The following is a 19,982-nucleotide window of genomic DNA, read 5'->3' as shown; positions in this document are numbered from 1 at the left end:
CTGCTTTTCTTTGTTTTCATACATATTTAGCTGACTTTTCGAATATCGTATACGGACTTAGAAAGGATGGGTGAGCAGTGTGCTACTATATGACAAAGTGCGTGAGGAGATGGGACGTAGAATTACTGCACTTCAAACGATGCAAAGACAAGATGGAACGTGGCGATTTTGTTTTGAAGGAGCACTGTTAACGGATTGTCATATGATCTTTTTACTCAAATTATTAGGGCGAGACGAAGAAATAGAACCGTTCGTGAAAAGGTTAGCGTCTCTTCAAACAAATGAAGGAACTTGGAAATTATATGAAGATGAAAAAGGAGGGAATTTATCCGCAACGATTCAAGCATATGCTACTTTACTTGCTTCGAAAAGATATTCGAAAGAAGATGTGAATATGAGGCGAGCTGAAATGTTTATTAAGGAACGCGGGGGAGTTTCTCGTGCTCATTTTATGACGAAATTTTTATTAGCGATTCATGGAGAATATGAATTTCCTGCGCTTTTTCACTTTCCAACGCCAATCTTATTTTTACAAGATGACTCCCCCCTCAGTATATTTGGGCTAAGCAGCTCAGCGCGTATACATTTAATTCCGATGATGATTTGTATGAATAAGAGATTTCGTGTAGAGAAAAAGTTATTGCCAAATTTAAATCATATTGCAGGCGAAGGTGGGCAATGGTTTCGAGAGGAGCGGTCTCCGCTGTTTCAATCGTTTGTAGGTGATGTGAAAAAGGTAATATCATATCCATTATCGTTACATCATAAAGGATATGAAGAAGTAGAACGCTTTATGAAAGAGCGTATAGATGAAAATGGAACATTATATAGTTACGCGAGTGCTACGTTTTATATGATTTATGCTTTGCTTGCATTAGGGCACTCTATTCAGTCTCCAACTATTGAGAAAGCTGTGACAGGATTAAAATCTTATATATGGAAGATGGACAGAGGAAGTCATTTGCAAAATTCTCCTTCTACCGTATGGGATACCGCTTTACTTAGCTATTCATTGCAAGAAGCTAAAGTTACAAATGAAAATAAGATGATTCAAAGGGCGACAGAGTATTTATTGCAAAAACAACAAACTAAAAAAGTAGATTGGAGCGTACATGCATCATCACTTGTAGCTGGCGGTTGGGGATTTTCAGATGTTAATACGACGATTCCTGATATAGACGATACTACAGCTGCTCTTAGAGCGTTAGCGCGAAGTAGAGGGAATGATAGAGTAGATAAGGCGTGGGGAAGAGGCGTGGAATGGGTAAAAGGATTACAAAACAACGATGGAGGCTGGGGAGCTTTTGAAAGAGGTGTAACGAGCAAGTTACTAGCGAATTTACCGATTGAAAATGCGAGTGATATGATTACAGATCCGTCAACACCAGATATTACAGGTAGGGTGTTAGAATTATTTGGAACGTATGCACCGAATGAATTGCCTGAAGAGCAAAAAAAGAAAGCTATCAAATGGTTAATGGATGTACAGGAACAGAATGGATCATGGTATGGAAAATGGGGGATATGTTATATATATGGTACATGGGCAACAATGACAGGCTTACGTGCATTAGGAGTTCCTTCAACTCATCCATCGTTGAAAAAAGCAGCTTCATGGCTCGAACATTTGCAGCATGCAGATGGAGGTTGGGGAGAATCCTGTCAAAGTAGTGTAGAGAAAAAATTTATTTCTTTACCCTTTAGCACGCCGTCACAAACAGCGTGGGCACTTGATGCACTTATTTCTTACTACGATCAAGAAACACCGATTATTCGAAAAGGAATTTCATATTTGCTCGCGCAGTCTACTATGAATGAAAAATATCCTACGGGTACAGGGTTACCGGGTGGCTTTTATATTCGCTACCATAGTTATGGGCATATATATCCGTTACTTGCTTTAGGGCACTACGTAAAGAAATATAGAAAATAAACCGAGAGATACTCTCGGTTTATTTTGATGGGTAGTAGGTCCCTGTTGAAAAGAATAAGGAACGTTGTAGTGCCTTATTTTTCTGTTGATTGGCGTTTTTGACGTGCATCAGCGGCATTTGCACGTGCGTTTGCTTCTAAGTCATTGTGGTCAGCGAGTTCACGAGAAAACTCAACATCAATGCCATCAGCAGTTTTGTTTCGATCTAAATTCTTTTTTTTCATTCGACACAATCTCCTTGTGTTTTATCCCGCATAACGGGTAGTAAAACTCCCACCTCAAAATTCAGATGGAACAAAGAAGCTAGGTGGGAGATTAACTGCCCGTAAATGCCCGATTGGTGAGGGCTAATAATCAGTGGGGAATGAACAAACTCCCCACTGATTAAAGTTTCACTTTATGCGACGTTGCAAAGTTAGTTTGACACAAATAGACTTTTTTATACAAAGAGGATTTGGAAAGCATAGAGCCGAAATATACAGTATAACGAATAGAAATGGGGGATAGGGATGGACTTGTTGAATGGGAAAACAGCTGTTGTAACGGGTGCTGCGCAGGGGATTGGAAAAGAAATCGCACGAGTTTTTGCAAAACTAGGGGCTAAAGTATTAATTAGTGATGTAAATGAAGAGAAGCTACAAGAAACGACACGTGAATTATCAGATGAAGGGTATGATGTGAGCTTATATCGATGTGATGTGAGTAATCAAAATGAAGCGAAGTCGTTAATTGAATATGCGGTGCAAAAATTCGGTACATTACATATTTTAGTGAATAACGCTGGGATTACAAAAGATGCAATGTTACATAAGATGGAGAAGTCTGCTTGGGAACAAGTATTACAAGTGAACTTAACTGGCGTTTTTTATTGTATGCAGCCAGCACTTCTTTATATGAGACAACAACAGTATGGACGGATTATTAATATTTCTTCTATTAGTAGGGAAGGAAATATTGGACAAGCAAATTATGCGGCTACAAAAGCAGGGGTTGTAGGCTTAACAAAAACAGCAGCGAAAGAGGTTGGAAGTTTTGGTATTACGTGTAATGCGATTTGTCCAGGATTTATGGATACTGATATGACAAAAACAATACCGGATAAAGTAAAAGAGAAAATGGTTGGAGCGATTCCAGTTGGAAGAATCGGAACACCGGAAGATATTGCAAACGCAGCTGCCTTTTTAGCATCAGAGTATGCGTCTTACATTACAGGAGAGGTATTAAATGTGAGCGGTGGGTTGCAAGTGTAAAATACATAATGAAAAGAACCTGACCGAGTAGGTCAGGTTCTTTCTCGTTAATTTAAGTTAATCCAAACGCTCTTCACTTCTGTATAGTTGTTCAGCGCATAAGATCCCATTTCGCGGCCAAGACCAGATTGTTTAAACCCTCCGAATGGAGATGCTGCATCAAAGACGTTATAACAGTTTACCCATACTGTACCTGCACGTACTTTACTTGCGATATAATGTGCCGTTTTTACGTTTTCTGTCCATACACCAGCCGCTAAGCCGAATTGTGATTTATTCGCACGATCAATTACTTCATCAATATCGTTAAACGGTAATGCGGAAATAACTGGACCGAAAATTTCTTCTTTAGCGATTGTCATCTCATCATTTACATCAGCGAATACTGTAGGAGAAACGAAGTAACCTTGGTCGAATGGTTTGTTTCCTCCGCAAAGTATTTCAGCACCTTCTGCAATCCCTTTTTCAATATAACCCATTACACGTTTTTGTTGTTCTTCAGAAACGAGAGGTCCGATTGTAGTTTCTGGATTTAGACCAGCGCCTTGATTTAATTTTTTTGAATATAGAACGAGATCAGCCATGACATTATCGTACATTTTCTTCGGAATAAATAAGCGTGACCCAGCACAGCACACTTGTCCTTGGTTAAACATAACACCAGAAAGCGCAGCTGGAATCGCTCGAGATAAGTCAGCGTCTGGTAAAATAATGTTTGGCGACTTACCACCAAGCTCTAAGGTAACGCGTTTTAACGATTCAGATGCTTGTCTCATAATTTGTTTGCCGACTGGAGTAGAACCTGTAAATGCAATTTTATCTACGAGTGGATGATTAACGAGAGCTTGTCCAGCTGTTTCACCGAATCCAGGAACGATGTTAACAACGCCTTTCGGGAATCCAGCTTCTTCAATTAATTCAGCTAAGTATAGAGCGGATAGTGGAGTTTGTTCTGCAGGTTTTAAAACGATTGTACATCCTGTTGCAAGGGCTGCACCCATTTTCCACATTGCCATAAGAAGTGGGAAGTTCCATGGGATAATTTGGCCGACAACACCAACAGCTTCATGGCGTGTATAGTTAAAATATTCACCAGAAACAGGGATTGTTTGTCCAACGATTTTTGTAGCCCATCCAGCATAATAGCGCATATGTTCAATTGCAAGAGGAACGTCTGCTGCTAAAGTTTCGCGGATTGGTTTTCCGTTATCTAAAGTTTCGAGCTGTGCCAGCTCTTCTTTATGTTCTTCCATTAAATCAGCAAGCTTGTACATAAGGCGGCTGCGTTCAGCGGTGCTCATGCGTGACCAAGGACCTTCATCGAAAGCCATTCGAGCAGCTACAACAGCTTTATGAATGTCTTCGCGACCAGCTTCAGCAACGATAGCGAGTGTTTCACCAGTTGCTGGGTTAGGAGTTTTAAACGTTTTTCCAGAAGCGCTTTCAATGAACGCTCCGTTCACATATAGTTTCTTTGTGCCTTGAAGAAATTTCTCTACCTTTTCATGAAGATTTACAGCTAGTTGACTCATTGTATAACCCCCTTGAAAATATAATTTAAACGCAGTACGAGACGGCGTTTATTCCGAAATCAAGGATGTGGGAACTAGATGAAAAGCCTCTACTTAAAATCATAAATAACAAATGCTGAAAATTCAAATTTCATTTTCATTACAATTGTAAAAAATATGTAATGAAACATTGTATTCTATATAATTACAAAAAATCCTGCGCGTTTTTGTTTTCTAGTAGGAAAAACTAGAAAAACAGTGGTACAATTATACATCGTGAGAGGAGGGAGAAAATGAAGAATTATCATGATGATCCGCGCTTTCGAGTTGCCCATAGAGAAGCGTTAATTGGTCTTGGATTAGCTATTATTAATTTTATAATATGGTATGGATTTGCTTATGGGCTTGGAAGTAAGGATCCGAGTGAATATACATATGTATTAGGTTTTCCAGCATGGTTTTTTTATAGCTGTATCGTTGGATTTATCGTAATGGTTATTTTGCTTATTTTAGTTGTTCGTTTTTTATTTCAAGATATTTCACTCGAAGAGGAAGAAAAAAGTGAGGAATGATAGATGAATTGGTATGTAATAATCCCAATGATAATTTCTTTTATCGTTGTGTTTTTAATTGGTGTATATGCATCAAGACGTGTACAAGCAGCCACTAATAATAAATTTTTACAAGAATATTTTCTTGGTGGGCGTGAACTAGGTGGCTTATTATTAGCTATGACGATGATTGCTACGTACGGTAGTGCAAGTAGCTTTATCGGCGGGCCTGGTATTGCTTACAATATGGGTCTTGGATGGGTGCTGTTATCAGCGATTCAAGTTGTAACAGGATATATCGTTTTGACGGTTATTGGTAAAAAGTTTGCTATTATCGCTAGGAAGATGGAAGCGATTACGCTTATTGATTATTTAAAGGGCAGATACAATAATAAAGCGGTAGTTGTTCTTTCTGCGTTATGTATTATAATCTTTTTGTTCTCAGCAACAGTAGCCCAGTGGGTTGGCGGCGGACGATTAATTGAGTCGCTAACAGGACTTTCCTACACAACGGCACTATTTTTATTTACATTTTCTGTACTTGTGTATGTGTTAATTGGTGGATTTCGTGCAGTCGCTTTATCAGATACGTTATTAGGAATCATTATGTTAGTCGGAACAACAATCATTTTAATTGCTACTGTCATTGCTGGTGGCGGAGTTGAAAAGATTATGCAGGAACTTATTCAAATTAATCCGAATTTAATAACACCGTTCGGAGCGGATGGAAGTTTAACGAAATCATATGTCACATCATTTTGGATTTTAATTGGAATTGGTGTCGTTGGATTACCGCAAATTAGTGTGCGTGCTATGTCTTATAAAAATTCAAAAGCTATGCACCAAGCATTAATCATTGGAACGGTTGTCGTCGGTACAATTATGATTGGTATGCATTTAACAGGTGTGTTTGCAAGAGTAGTCCTTCCAGGCATAACGGTACCAGATAAAGTAATGCCGCTACTCGCGATGGAAGTGTTGCCACCTTGGTTAGCTGGAGTTTTCTTAGCTGCACCAATGGCAGCGATCATGTCTACTGTGAACTCCTTATTATTACTTGTAAGTTCGTCAATTATTAAAGATATATATGTGAACTACATAAATAAAGATGCCGCGGATAGTACGATAAAGAAAGGTAGCCTATGGATTACTGGTATCGTAGGATTACTCGTATATGCTGCCGCTATTAAGCCACCAGACTTTTTAATTTGGTTAAATTTATTTTCTTTCGGTGGTTTAGAAGCAGCTTTCATTTGGCCGATTGTGTTAGGTTTATATTGGAAAAAAGGAAATGCAACTGGAGCTCTCGCGTCTATTTTAGTTGGAGTAGGTTCCTATATGTTTATTCACCTTTGCTACCCTAATCCATTCGGTATACATACAGTTGTTTTCCCGATTTGCTTTGCATTTATTGCTTATATAATTGGTAGTATGGTTACGATGAAAAAAGTCGTATCATAAGAGAAAAACGTAGTTTCTTCATATAAGAATAAACTACGTTTTTTTTGTATAAAATTTTCTTTTTCAGTCTGTATTCCGCCATACATTCATAAAGTAATAACAATTGATAGGATGGAGTTGAGGTCTATGAAAAAAATATTATTTTTAGGAGACCCAGGAATTGATGACTCTTTAGCAATTATGTATGGATTGTTGCATCCTGATATTGATATTGTTGGAGTAGTAACGGGATATGGGAATGTAACGCAGGAGAAGGCGACGAGTAATGCGGCATATTTATTACAGTTAGCAGGGCGGGAAGATATACCGGTTATTAATGGAGCGAAAATTCCTTTATCTGGGGAGTTTGTAACATATTATCCGGAAATTCACGGAGCAGATGGCTTGGGACCTATTAAGCCTCCGAAAGCCTTTTCTCCAAATATAAAATCATTTTGTGAGTTTTTCCGTATTCTTGAAAAATATAAAGGGGAATTAATTATTGTTGATGCTGGTCGATCAACAACATTAGCGACAGCATTTATTTTGGAGAAACCGATGATGAAGTATGTGAAGGAATATTATATAATGGGCGGTGCTTTTTTAATGCCCGGGAATGTTACGCCAGTCGCGGAGGCAAATTTTCATGGAGACCCAATTGCATCACAATTAGTGATGCAAAATGCAAAAAATGTGACATTAATACCGCTTAACGTTACTTCAGAAGCGATTATTACACCGGAAATGGTGAAATATATTACGAAACATTCTAAAACGAATTTCAAGAAATTAATAGAACCGATTTTCAGTTATTATTATAAAGCTTACAAAAACCTGAATCCTAAAATAACAGGAAGCCCAGTGCACGATGTAGTTACGATGATGGTAGCGGCAAATCCATCTCTTTTAGATTACGTGTATCGCCGTGTTGATGTCGATACGATTGGAGCTGCAAAAGGAGAGAGTATCGCTGATTTTCGCCCGCAGCCTGAAGCGAAAGCATTGAAAAATTGGGTGAGGATTGGTTGGTCATTACATTATAAAAAGTTTCTTGAGGATTTTGTGAAAATTATGACGTAGACATAATAGGAACATACAAGTTAAAATAATGGAGATGATTATTAAAATAATCATCTCCATTATTTTGTTTTTAAGAGATAAATAGAGAAGAGTTACACAATAGGAGAGGAATTTCACTTGAAAAAAACTATAGTATGCGCAGTGATTGTGGGTATTTTTGTTTTGCTGATATCAGGTAACTTTTTAGTGAAAAAAGTGTGGAGTTCAAATAATGATGATGCGCAGTACATAGCATCCTTTATTGAAGAACATAAAGATGAAAAGAATAGTGCACTTTTAATAAAAAGAAATGATAAAGTCGTGTATTCTGTAAATCCAGATGTTGTATTGCCAGTTGCTAGTACGATGAAGTTAATTGTGGCGCTTGAATATACGAAACAAGTTACAGAGGGGAAAATCGATCCGTCTAGTTTCGTTTCAATTAATGATGTGAATCGTTATTATGTACCGAATACAGATGGTGGTGCACAAGATAGATGGCAAAATTATTTGCAAAAAAAAGAAAAGATAACTGAAGGAGCGGTTTCTTTAGAAGAAGTTGCAAAAGGAATGGTTAAGTTTAGTTCTAATGCAAATACTGAATATTTAATGGAGGTATTAGGATTAGACAATATTAATCGGAATTTACAAAATTTAGCGCTTCCTGCACATCAACCGCTATTTCCGATCGTTTCATCTTTATACATTCCGGGATATTTGCATAAAGAATTACATGTTCCAAAATATAAAATAGAGAAAAAGTTAAAAGAAATGTCTCAAGAGCAATATCGTGAATATGCTATGATTATTCATGAACGCTTAAAAAAGAAGGGACCATTATTACAGAAGGAAATTCCTCTGTATTTAGAGGAACGTTACGACAAAATTTGGTCGGATAGACTGCCGGCTGCTTCCGCTAACGATTATATGGTACTGCTTCAAAAGGCAAATCATCAAGGCGGTCTTACAGAAGCGGAAGATAAAGTGTGGGCGAATATCGTCGAAACAGATATGAGTGCAAAGAAATATCGTAAAACATTCAGGCATGCTGGGCAAAAGAATGGTTATACACCATGGACGGTAACAAAAGCAGTTTATGCAATGGATAAACGCGGAAACTGTACAGAAATTGTTTTCTTGGCAAATAATTTAAATGAAGATGACAGTGCTGAAATACGTAAACATTTAGCAAATCTACACTTCCAAGTGTTGCAAAGTGATAAGTATGATGCGACTTTTATTAAATAAACTCGGTGCTATGAGCGCCGAGTTTATTTTTATCTCGTAAACGCCTGATTGGTTTAACTAATAATCAGTGGGGGATGAACAAAACCCCTACTGATTAAAGTTTCACTTTATGTACAAGCACTTTTTCACCATCCCTGGGTATGATGGGTAGTAACACTTAGGCGAAAGGGGAAAAGGTGATGAAACAGAGTAAAGAAGAGTTTATTAAGAATGAAGGCGCTGATTTCCCTGGGAAAACATATGTAGATTGTGTATTACAGCACGTATTTAATTTTCAGCGTAATTATTTATTAAAAGATATGTTTCAAGTGCATAGGGCACATATTACTATGTTAACTGAAGAAAAGTTAATGAAAAGAGAAGAAGCGAAAGTTATATTAACCGCACTTAAAAAAGTAGAGGGGATTCCAAAGGAGAAGTTGCTATATACAGAGCAACATGAAGATCTTTTTTTCTTAGTTGAACATTTGCTTTCTCAAGAAGCAAAGTGTGAATTTGTAAGTAATATGCATATCGGTAGAAGTAGAAATGATATGGGTGTAACGATGTATCGCATGAGTTTACGGCAATTTGTATTGCGGTTAATGGAACATCATTTATTGCTGCAAGAAAGTATGCTGGAGCTCGCCGGTGAACATATGGAAACAATTATGCCCGCGTATACACATACACAACCGGCGCAGCCGACAACATTTGGTCATTATGTTTTGGCAATTTATGATACGATGCAACGAGATTTAGAAAGAATGAAAAAAGCGTATCATCTTTTAAATCATTCTCCAATGGGGGCAGCTGCCCTTTCTACAACAAGCTTCCCAATTAAGCGAAAACGAGTGGCACAGTTACTTGGGTTTACAAATGTAATTGAGAACTCATATGATGCTGTTGCTGGAGCGGATTATTTATTAGAAGTTAGCTCATTACTTATGGTAATGATGACGAACACGAGTAGATGGATTCATGATTTTTTACTATTAGCGACGAAAGAATATGATGGGATTACTGTAGCGAAGCCATATGTGCAAATAAGTAGTATTATGCCGCAAAAACGAAATCCTGTTTCAATTGAACATGCCCGCGCTATTACGAGTAGTGCTTTAGGGGAAGCATTTACTGTGTTTCAAATGATTCATAATACACCATTTGGCGATATTGTCGATACGGAGGATGACTTGCAGCCATATTTATATAAAGGAATCGAAAAGGCGATTCGTGTTTTTTGTATTATGAACGCAGTTATTCGAACGATGAAAGTAGAAGAGGAAACGTTAAAAAGTCGTTCATATAAACACGCGATTACGATTACAGATTTCGCAGATGTTTTAACAAAAAACTATGAAATACCATTTCGGCATGCACACCATGCAGCAAGTGCGATTGCGAATATGTCATTGGAGCAGAAAAAGGAGTTACATGAATTACATTTCAAAGACATAAATGTATACTTACAAGAAAATTTGAAAGTAACTTTATTAGAAGAAGAGTGGAAAGAAATTATATCACCAGAAGCTTTTATTCAAAAAAGAAATGTATATGGTGGACCGAGTAAAAAAGAGATGGAGCGTATGATTAATAAACGTAAAGAATCGTTTCGAAAAGAAGAAGAGATATTTGAGAAGGAAAAGAAGAGAGTGTTGCATGCTGAAAATGATTTGAACACATTAGTTTCAAATATTATCGAATCGTAAAAGAAGGATTTAATGAATTAATCGCCAATACTTAATTAAAATATAAATCGAGGGAAGAGATTGTCGATGATTCAATTACACGTATATGAAGAGGTTCTCCGTTTTAAAGAAGATGTTACACCATTTTTAGAAAAGAATGAGCAGGAAAATAATCTATTATTAGGTGTATTACAAGTGGCTCAAGAACCGATATTTATGGGTGTAGCGAAACGAGGAGAAGAAATTACAGTTGTATTTCTTCAAACAGAAGAGAAGATACAAATGATTGTTGCAACTTCTGAAATTTCGGAAGTAGATATAGCGAAACTTGCAAAAGAGTTAACGAAAGTATATCCGGATATTCCTGGATTGATCGGTAATAAGAAAAATGTACAGAAATTAGCGGAAGAGGTTGCGGTGTTAGAAAATAAGAAAACTAATGTTGTAATGGAACAAGGTGTGTATGCATTACAACAAGTTAAGAAAAAGTGGAACGAGGAGGGGATTTTTCGAGAAATAAATAGTGATGAGCTACCATTAATAGAAAAATGGATATATCAATTTTGCGAAGACGTGAAGCTCCCAACTACGAAAGAAGAAGCGAAACAAACCGCACATACATTAATCACTAATAATCGTCTGTTTGGTCTAGAAGTGGATGGTAAACTTGTTTCTGTAGCTGCAAAAACGAGACCGACTACAAATAATATAACAGTCAATTTCGTTTATACGCCGAAAAAAGAACGGAAAAAAGGATATGCATCTATTTGTGTAGCCGCACTTAGTCAACGTATGTTAGATGACGGATACAAAACAACGACATTATATACCGATCTAGCAAATCCAACATCTAATAAAATTTATCAGGAAATTGGTTATGAGAAAATTGTGGAGTCTATACTTATATTTATTGAATAGTAAAAAGGCGCGCTATGAGCGTGCCTTTTTACTATTCATCAATTCGAATAACCTCGCCTTGCGGAAAGTCCGCAGTTTCTAGTAAGTTACGAATAGCTTTCGCAACATATTCAGGTGACAGTAGCTTTCCTTCTTCTTTTAATGCGGTGAATCGATCTAAGTTAATAAAGTCTTCCTTATTTGTTTCACGAATTTGTGCTTGCATATTTGTATCAACAACGCCAGGTGCAAAAGCGACAGTTTTTACAGGATATTCTTTTTCTGCTTCTTCAGTAGCTACGCATTGTGTAAACATATTTACACCGGCTTTCGTTGTACAGTAAGCTCCCCATCCAAAGTAAGGATTTTTTCCTGCACCAGATGAAATGTTTATAACACGTTTATCTACTTTCCAGTCTTTCGTATGTTTCAGGAAAGTGGAAGTAAGAATCATTGGTGCGATTAAATTAATATGAACGTTCGTAATGAATTGTTCACTTTCTGACTTTTCAATAGGTTTCATTGGTGCAACTGTACCCGCATTATTAATTAAATGAATCGATGAGACATTGTCTTTTTGAATAGATGAAAAGACTTCGTTAAAATGAGTTTCTAAATTATGTACATCTTGAAGATCTATGGAATGGAAAATACAATTGCTGTTGTTTTGCTCTGCGAGTTTTGTAAGCTCTTTATTCTCTCTTCTAGAAATAGAGATGACGGTTGTATTTTCTTCTAACAATTGTGTGGCGATTGCCTCACCTAAACCTTGTGAAGTTCCTGTTACGATAACGTAGCGCATAGTGTAGTAAACTCCTCTCCATATATGTGGAATTTTGTTGGACAACGTACATTGTATAGTTTGTCTACATTTTATAGTATAGAGCACTTTTTACTATAAATGAAATGAGATGATTATGTGCCTTTTATGAATCGCTTTACGACAACAGTAACTGGTGCCGTCACGTTCACTGGGAACACGTTAGGACTAAGTCCTACATCGCCTGCACCAAATAATAACTTCGGTACGATTGATGTGTTTACAACGATAAATACATCGCTTCAAGTACCTGGATTCCCGGCAGGAACAACGAATGACTGGCCATTAAATTCTTCAAATGCAATTTTGAACCTTCCAGCAGGGAGTAGTGTTTTATACGCAGAACTAGTGTGGGCTGGCACATACCGGACTGATACTGAAGATGTGACAGCATTTTTAAATGATAATATTTCATTTACAACACCAGCAGGAACATTTTCTGTTACACCAGATCCTGCAACTGCACAACAAGGCTCAGTAGGGAACCAGTTTTATTACGTACGCTCTGCTAACGTAACGAATCTTGTTAACGCAAGGGGAGCAGGAACGTATACAACGGGTGCTGTACCGGCTACAAGAACTTCTGCTGATCCAACAGTTAGTCGTTCAGCTGGTTGGACGCTTGAGGTAGTTTATCAAAATGCAAGTTTACCACTTCGGAATTTGTCAGTGTATGCAGGTCAAGAAATTATCGATGCTTCATCACCACCAGTTGATGCTACTATTTCAGGTTTCGCAACACCATCTACAGGTTCTGTTACAGGAAGAGTACTTGTAACTGCTCAAGAAGGTGATTCTAACATTGTAGGAGACCAACTTCGCTTTGGACCGAATGCGAATGCTACAGTTGCTTTATTCGGACCGAGAAATCCCGCAAATAATTTCTTTCAGTCACAAATCTGTAATGACAGTGGGAATTTAGATACAACTGGCACCTTTGGGGATTTGAATCAGCCGTTAGGGATAGCTTTGGCCGTCCGAAGACAAGGATGGGATATTACGAATGTAGATGCTTCGTCATCCTTAGTCAATAATCAAACGTCAGCGACTGTTCGCTTCGTTACAAATGGAGATGGATATGCTGCAGCTGGTTTTGGTGTTCAAATTGATGCGACAGGGCCAATTATAAATCCTGTTAAATCTGTTGATAAAACCGTTGCAGCAGTAGGGGATATCCTCACTTATACAATTACAGTTCCAAATACAGGAACGGGAAGTGCGGATAACGTTGTATTACAAGATAGTATTCCGAATGGAACGACCTTTATTGCTGGTAGTGTCACAGTAGGTGGGATAACCCAGCCGAGTGCAAATCCAGCCATTGGAATTAATTTAGGGACAATACCTAATAATGCTCAAAGAATCGTTACATTTCAAGTGAGAGTCACGTCATTCCCAAGTCCGAATCCAATTCCAAATCGTACGATGGTGTCTTACCAATTCCGTCCTTTCGTAGGAAGTCCACTCGTTACAAGTACAGCTTCTTCAAATACAGTACAGACGACAATTAATCGTGCGAATTTAAGCTTACAAAAATCTGTAGATTTGCAAACGGCAACAATTAATGACGTATTAACGTACACAGTTAATGTGACGAATAATGGAAATGTCACTGCAAATAATGTTATTTTTGTTGATAGTATACCTGCTGGAACAACATTTGTAGCCAATAGTGTTACGATAAATGGGGTAGCACGTCCTGGAGCAAATCCAGCAAGTAGCATTAATCTCGGAAGTATTAATGCCTCGCAAACGACTGTAGTGCGTTTTCAAGTTCGAGTGACATCTAATCCTCTTGTAAATCCAATTCCGAATCGTGCGAGTGTAACATTTAACTTTATTCCAGTGCCTGGTCAACAACCAATTTCAGGCCAAGCGACAAGTAATACTGTATTTACTACAATTAATATAGCTGATATAAGAACGAGAAAAACAGTAGATAGAGCTTTTGCGACAGTTAATGACGTTCTTACGTATACCGTTACAATTGAAAATACAGGAAATGTACTGGCGACGAACGTTATTTTTCAAGATCCAATCCCGCTTGGAACGGCTTTTATACTAAATAGTGTAACTGTAGATGGAGTTTCGCAACCTGGGGCAAATCCGGCGACGGGGTTTGCAGTAGCTAATATATCTCCTGGCGGAAGTAGGACGGTGACATTTCAAGTTCGAGTTGTATCAGCACCATCAGGTGGTACCGTTGCAAATCGTGGGAATGTATCTGCTAATTTCATCGTAAACCCGAATCAGCCACCAATAACGATTAATAGACAAACGAATACAGTTGTAACGCAAATTAATACAGGCGGTTTAAATGTAATAAAAGAAGTAAATACAACTCAAGCGGCAGTAGGGGATACTTTAACATACACGATTGCCGTCCAAAATACAGGTAACGTTTCGTTAACAAATGTGTTTTTCCAAGATACTACTTCTTCAGCCGTTTCTTTCGTTGCAAACTCTGTAACGATTAATGGAGCACTGCAAAGTGGACTGAATCCGAATTCAGGATTTTCTCTTCCGAATATCCCTGCGGCTCAGACAGTTGTAGTTACATTTGAAGTATTAATTGAGCAGGATCCGCCAAATGAAGATATTTTAAATAGTGCAACTGTATCCGCGAATTTTCAAGTGGATCCGAATGAACCACCGGTTACTATTACTGTTCCGAGTAACGTCGTGAATATGGCTGTACAAACAGGGAGCTTTGAAGTTATAAAATCTGTGAATACCGGTGTTGCAACTGTAGGGGATATTTTAGTATATACAGTTGAAATAATAAACGCAGGAAGTGTGCCAGCTACAAATGTATTTTTCCAAGATGCCATTCCACAAGGGACGTTATTTATTGAAAATAGTGTATTTGTTAATGGAGTTTTACAAGAAGGGGCAGATCCGGAATTCGGATTTACATTAAATGATTTGCCTACTGGTGAGAGTGTGACTGTTACATTCGAAGTATTAATTGATGAAATCCCGCTGGGGAATAATGTTGTAAATAACGCGAATATCACCGGAGATTTTCTTGTAAATCCAACAGAGCCACCAATTACTGTAACAGTGCCGAGTAATACCGTAATGACAGTCGTAAATTCAGCAGGATTAAATGTAATGAAAAGTGTAAATGCAAGTGAGGCTGGTGTAGGAGATACGCTAACATATACAGTTAATATACAAAATAGCGGCACGGTAGTAGCAACGAATGTATCATTTCTCGATCCGATACCAGCTGGTACAACATTCGTAGCGAATAGTGTAACGATTAACGGAACCCCGCAACTAGGATTAGATCCGACTATTGGTTTTCCGCTTGCTAATATTCCGGTTGGATCGATGGTAACAGTCATTTTTCAAGTGTTGGTAACAAGTGTACCGACGAATAGAGTACTTCCGAATAATGCAAATGTCACTGCGGATTTTCAAGTAAGTCCTCTGCAGCCACCGATTACAATTGTAACGATTAGTAATATCGTTGTGACACGAGTAAATGTAGGTTCAATTAATGTAATGAAGAGTGTAAATACGCCGCAAGCAGGTGTAGGAGATACGTTAACGTATACGATTCGTATTCAAAATACAGGAACTGTTCCTGCAAAAAATATTATTTTTCAAGATCCGATACCTGCCGGAGCTGCGTTTGTCGCGAATAGTGTAACGATAAATAGTGTTGTTCAGCAAGGAGCAGACCCTGCGGTAGGTTTTCCAGTTCCGAATATTCCAGTTGGGCAAACCGTTACAGTTACGTTTCAAGTTACAGTGACTAGTGTTCCAAGTGGTGGAAATATAAGAAATCAATCAAACGTTACGGCAAGTTTTCTTATAAATCCGGCAGGACCTCCTGTAACGACTGTGACGGATAGCAATTTCGTCGTGACTCAAGTAAACACAGCACAGTTAAATATACAAAAATCTTCATCTGTACAACAAGCTGCACTCGGAGAAACTTACACGTATTCTGTTGTCATTCGAAATAACGGTACAGTTACAGCAACGAATGTTTCCTTCATTGATACAGTTGCTCCAGAAACAACATTTGTCGCGAATAGTGTAACGATAAATGGAACTCCTCAACCTGGATTGGATCCGAATGTTGGTTTCCCGCTTCCTAATATTGCAGCTGGAACATCATTGACGGTAACATTCCAAGTTACAGTAGTTGCGCCGTCTACGCGCGGAGCGGTATTAAACACGGCGTCTGCTACAGCCACTTTCTTGTTAAACCCTTTACAACCACCTGTAACAACGACAAATTCAAGTAATACAACAGTAGTTACGATACCGTTACCTCCTCCTGGTGAAGTAACAGCAACAAAAACAGTTGACGTTGCAACTGGAGCCGTTGGAGATGTATTAACATATAGCGTGCTAATTACGAATGTAGGAATTATACCTGTTACAGATGTGCTCTTCCAAGATGTCATTCCAGAAGGAACGACATTTGTTGAAAATAGTGTAACGATAGGTGGAATACAGCAACTTGGTTTAAATCCAGAAATAGGCTTTACAGTTATTCCGTTATTAAACCCTAGTGAAAGTATTCCTGTAACGTTCCAAGTAACTATTACAGAAACCCCAGACAATGAAGTGATATTAAATGATGCAGATGTTACATTTACTTCACAACCAAATCCAATGGAACCGCCGATTACGCAAACAATATTAACAAATTTAGTCGTTACGACAATTAATATAGCTTTTATTTTTCCATTAAAAATAGTAGATAAAGAAGTAGCTACTGTTGGAGAAATTTTAACGTATGATGTACTGATTTTTAATTTTGGAACAGTAGCAGCGACAGATGTTCAATTTATTGATTCTAGTTCCACTGGTGTAGCATTTGTTCCAGGAAGTGTGAGCATTAACGGCGTACCAGAACCGGGATTAAATCCTTTCATCGGTTTTACAGTTCCTGATATACCTGTTAATGATTTTGTACTTGTCACATATCAGGAAATGGTAACGAGCATACCAGAAGGTGGTACGATTGTTAACTTTGTGGACGTTACAGCTACATTTGCTGTTAGTGAAACAGAGCCACCTATTACTGAAACGACGACAAGTAATACGACATTAACTAAAATAAATGCATCTGGTTTGAATGTTTTAAAAACAGTAAGTCAACCGATTGTTGCAGTAGGCGACACAATCACATATACAACAGTAGTTCAAGATACAGGGACAGTGGCAGCGACGAATGTTCAATATAGTGATGTATTACCTTCCTCTATAACATTCGTTCCGAACAGTGTAACGATAGATGGTGTGTTACAACCTGGATTCAATCCTAATAATGGATTCCCGCTTCCAGACATAGATCCAGGGGAAAGTGTAGAAGTCACATTTCAAGCAACAGTTGTTAGTGTCCCGTCCAATGGAACAATTGCCAATACGGCAAATGTTACTGGAAGCTTTATATTAGTACCAGGAGAACCACCAGTTGTAGTGAATCAGCCAAGTAACACAACGCTCACAACTGTAAATAGAGGACGCTTTAATATTATTAAACAAGTAAATAGAGCCGCTACCCTTGTTGGAGATGTATTAACGTATACGATACAAATAACGAATACAGGAACAGTGACAGCTAACAATGTTCAGTTTATTGATACGATTTCAGCAGGAGCGTCATTTGTAGATAATAGTGTAACGATAAATGGAGCCGTGCAACCTAACTTAAATCCGATTACTGGATTTCCAGTTGGAGATATACTCGTTGGCGATACAGTTATAGTGACGTTTCAAGCGACAGTTACAACCATCCCGTCATCAGGAACAATTACGAACGTTGCAAATATAACAGGAAGCTTTACTTTAGTGCCAGGAGAGCCACCAGTTATAGTAAATCAGCCAAGTAATACTACAATAACAAGGGTAAATAGAGGTCGATTCAATGTTATAAAAACTGTAAATAAACAAGCGACGAGATTAGGAGACACTTTAACTTACGCTGTGCAAGTAACAAATACGGGAACAGTGGCAGCGACGAATGTTCAGTTTATTGACGTTCCATCAGCTGGTTTAGAATTTGTTCCAGGAAGTGTGCAGATAAATGGGATTCCGCAAGTAGGTTTAGATCCTTTTGTAGGGTTTTCATTACCGGATCTTGCAGTAGGGGATAGCGTATTAATTACATTTGAAGTAAATGTAATCGCAATTCTGCCTTCGAGTAGCATTATGAATACAGCGAGAATAACTGGTGATTTCGAATTGATTCCAGGAGAACCTCCGTTTACAATTACGAATTCAAGTAATACGACAGTCACACCAGTAAATAGAGGCAGTTTAGATATGCTGAAAGAAGTAGACAATTCAATTGTTGGAGTAGGAGATACGGTAACATACAGTGTTCGCATATTAAATACTGGCACGGCTGATGCAAGGAATGTTCAATTTATCGATGTTTTATCTCCGGAAGCTGTTTTTGTACCAAATAGTGTAACGGTGAATGGAGTAGCGCGTCCAGGAGTGAATCCACAGGTTGGATTTACGATACTAGACATTCCAGTCGGTGAGACGGCGATTGTAACATATGAAGCTACGATTACAAGTTTTCCAGATGGTGGTACAGTAGTGAACGTTGCTGGGGCGTTAGCAGAATATATTTTAGTACCAGGAGAGCCGCCAGTTACAGTGATGGACACGAGTAATACAGTTATTGTAACGGTAAATACTGCAATCTTATTTGTTGCAAAAGGAGCAAACTTTGAAGTAGCGATGGTAGGAGATGTTGTCACGTATGGAATTGCTGTTATAAATGATAGTACAGTTCCTGTGACGAATATTGTTTTAACAGATATCGTTGATCCAAATACGTTATTTATAAATGGCACGGTAACGGTAAATGATGTACCTCTTCCATTTGCCAATCCGAATACTGGTATTCCGTTAGGTGATTTTCAGCCAAATGATGCGGCAATTATTAATTTCCAAGTTGTAATAACAGGAGGGCAAATAAATAATTTAGTCACAAATACTGCTACAGTGAATGGACTCGCAACTGTAAATCCGAACCAGCCGCCTGTATTAGTTGAAAGTGATAGCAACACAGTTGTTATCCCATTTATTACGCCGAACGTCTCGACGACAGTTGTAAAAAGGGCAGATCTTCAAACGGCAACGATAGGAGATGCCATTACGTTTACGACCGTTATTACAAATACGGGGGATACAACAATACAAAATATTCGTTTTCAAGATATGCTAGATAGTAGTGTTCGATTTGTCCCTGGAAGTGTTGTGGTCGATGGTGCGACAGTGCCAAATGTAAGCCCTGCAATAGGATTTATTATAGGTAATTTAAATCCTGGTGAAGCACGCACAGTTTCATTTCAAGTAGCAGTCGAGCAAGCACCAATTGGTTCAGGTAATTATATTAATACAGCAAATATTCGTTTTGAATATCAAATAGGTACAGTATTACCACCTGTTACACAAATAATAGAGAGTAACATGGTTGTTATTCCATTTGTTCCAACACTAGAACAAATTTGCGCAACTAACTTTAATTGTTTAGAAAAATTTCCTTTTAAATGTTCTCCATGTAATCACTTTCGGATAAATAAAAAATAAATACCAAAAGAGCATCCTGCAAGAAAGAATAGGA

Annotated in this window: 12 protein-coding genes; 9 read left to right on the top strand and 3 right to left on the bottom strand. The window is 38.0% G+C overall.

Annotation, left to right across the window (positions count from 1 at the left end; all coding sequences use genetic code 11):
* The first annotated feature begins 79 nt into the window (after positions 1-79).
* On the top strand, positions 80-1,933 hold the full coding sequence (locus FT637_RS22320) for a prenyltransferase/squalene oxidase repeat-containing protein (protein WP_193648161.1): 1,854 nt from the start codon (positions 80-82) through the stop codon (positions 1,931-1,933).
* 74 nt (positions 1,934-2,007) lie between these two features.
* Here FT637_RS22320 and FT637_RS22315 read toward each other — a convergent pair whose 3' ends face one another.
* Positions 2,008-2,157, bottom strand: a complete 150-nt coding sequence (locus FT637_RS22315) for a YfhD family protein (RefSeq protein ID WP_193648160.1) — start codon at positions 2,155-2,157, stop codon at positions 2,008-2,010.
* Between the two features lie 285 nt (positions 2,158-2,442).
* Here FT637_RS22315 and fabG point away from each other — a divergent pair, with 285 nt between their 5' ends.
* Positions 2,443-3,183, top strand: a complete 741-nt coding sequence (gene fabG, locus FT637_RS22310) for a 3-oxoacyl-ACP reductase FabG (RefSeq protein WP_002111090.1) — start codon at positions 2,443-2,445, stop codon at positions 3,181-3,183.
* Positions 3,184-3,230: 47 nt separating this feature from the next.
* Here fabG and dhaS read toward each other — a convergent pair whose 3' ends face one another.
* Positions 3,231-4,715 carry an aldehyde dehydrogenase DhaS gene (gene dhaS / locus FT637_RS22305; RefSeq protein ID WP_193648159.1) on the bottom strand — a complete coding sequence of 495 codons (1,485 nt, stop codon included), beginning with the start codon at positions 4,713-4,715 and terminating at the stop codon, positions 3,231-3,233.
* Positions 4,716-4,987: 272 nt separating this feature from the next.
* Between dhaS and FT637_RS22300 the strand changes: the two genes are divergently transcribed.
* From FT637_RS22300 to FT637_RS22275, 6 genes are all read left to right on the top strand, one after another.
* Entirely contained in the window at positions 4,988-5,266 is a 279-nt protein-coding gene (locus FT637_RS22300; protein ID WP_002146375.1) for a YhdT family protein, read from the top strand.
* A 3-nt stretch (positions 5,267-5,269) separates the two neighbouring features.
* Positions 5,270-6,706, top strand: a complete 1,437-nt coding sequence (gene panF / locus FT637_RS22295; protein WP_193648158.1) for a sodium/pantothenate symporter — start codon at positions 5,270-5,272, stop codon at positions 6,704-6,706.
* 126 nt (positions 6,707-6,832) lie between these two features.
* Positions 6,833-7,765, top strand: coding sequence for a nucleoside hydrolase (locus FT637_RS22290; protein WP_193648157.1), 933 nt, complete (start codon positions 6,833-6,835; stop codon positions 7,763-7,765).
* Positions 7,766-7,882: 117 nt separating this feature from the next.
* The gene (locus FT637_RS22285) at positions 7,883-8,992 is read left to right on the top strand and encodes a serine hydrolase (RefSeq protein ID WP_193648156.1); all 1,110 of its coding nucleotides are present in this window, start codon (positions 7,883-7,885) and stop codon (positions 8,990-8,992) included.
* A 179-nt stretch (positions 8,993-9,171) separates the two neighbouring features.
* On the top strand, positions 9,172-10,680 hold the full coding sequence (gene argH, locus FT637_RS22280; RefSeq protein ID WP_193648155.1) for an argininosuccinate lyase: 1,509 nt from the start codon (positions 9,172-9,174) through the stop codon (positions 10,678-10,680).
* A gap of 60 nt (positions 10,681-10,740) precedes the next feature.
* A complete protein-coding gene (locus FT637_RS22275; protein WP_193648154.1) occupies positions 10,741-11,577 on the top strand; it encodes a GNAT family N-acetyltransferase in 837 nt (278 codons plus the stop codon).
* Between the two features lie 31 nt (positions 11,578-11,608).
* Here FT637_RS22275 and FT637_RS22270 read toward each other — a convergent pair whose 3' ends face one another.
* Positions 11,609-12,358 carry a (S)-benzoin forming benzil reductase gene (locus tag FT637_RS22270; RefSeq protein ID WP_193648153.1) on the bottom strand — a complete coding sequence of 250 codons (750 nt, stop codon included), beginning with the start codon at positions 12,356-12,358 and terminating at the stop codon, positions 11,609-11,611.
* 117 nt (positions 12,359-12,475) lie between these two features.
* On the opposite strand from FT637_RS22270, the gene FT637_RS22265 reads away from it, so the two are divergent.
* Positions 12,476-19,948: a DUF11 domain-containing protein gene (locus FT637_RS22265; protein ID WP_193648152.1), complete on the top strand. Its 7,473-nt coding sequence runs from the start codon at positions 12,476-12,478 to the stop codon at positions 19,946-19,948.
* The last annotated feature ends 34 nt before the right edge of the window (positions 19,949-19,982 follow it).

Source organism: Bacillus cereus, assembly GCF_015071065.1.
Taxonomy (GTDB): domain Bacteria; phylum Bacillota; class Bacilli; order Bacillales; family Bacillaceae_G; genus Bacillus_A; species Bacillus_A cereus_BA.
Note: the sequence above shows the minus strand (reverse complement) of the source record. Positions and strands in the feature narration are given on the sequence as shown.

What these genes read in the sequence shown, in the direction of transcription:
- FT637_RS22300 (WP_002146375.1), top strand. Translation starts at nt 4,988, where the DNA reads ATGAAGAATTATCATGATGATCCGCGCTTTCGAGTTGCCCATAGAGAA.
- fabG (WP_002111090.1), top strand. Translation starts at nt 2,443, where the DNA reads ATGGACTTGTTGAATGGGAAAACAGCTGTTGTAACGGGTGCTGCGCAG.
- FT637_RS22290 (WP_193648157.1), top strand. Translation starts at nt 6,833, where the DNA reads ATGAAAAAAATATTATTTTTAGGAGACCCAGGAATTGATGACTCTTTA.
- FT637_RS22315 (WP_193648160.1), bottom strand. Translation starts at nt 2,157, where the DNA reads ATGAAAAAAAAGAATTTAGATCGAAACAAAACTGCTGATGGCATTGAT.
- dhaS (WP_193648159.1), bottom strand. Translation starts at nt 4,715, where the DNA reads ATGAGTCAACTAGCTGTAAATCTTCATGAAAAGGTAGAGAAATTTCTT.
- panF (WP_193648158.1), top strand. Translation starts at nt 5,270, where the DNA reads ATGAATTGGTATGTAATAATCCCAATGATAATTTCTTTTATCGTTGTG.
- FT637_RS22270 (WP_193648153.1), bottom strand. Translation starts at nt 12,358, where the DNA reads ATGCGCTACGTTATCGTAACAGGAACTTCACAAGGTTTAGGTGAGGCA.
- argH (WP_193648155.1), top strand. Translation starts at nt 9,172, where the DNA reads ATGAAACAGAGTAAAGAAGAGTTTATTAAGAATGAAGGCGCTGATTTC.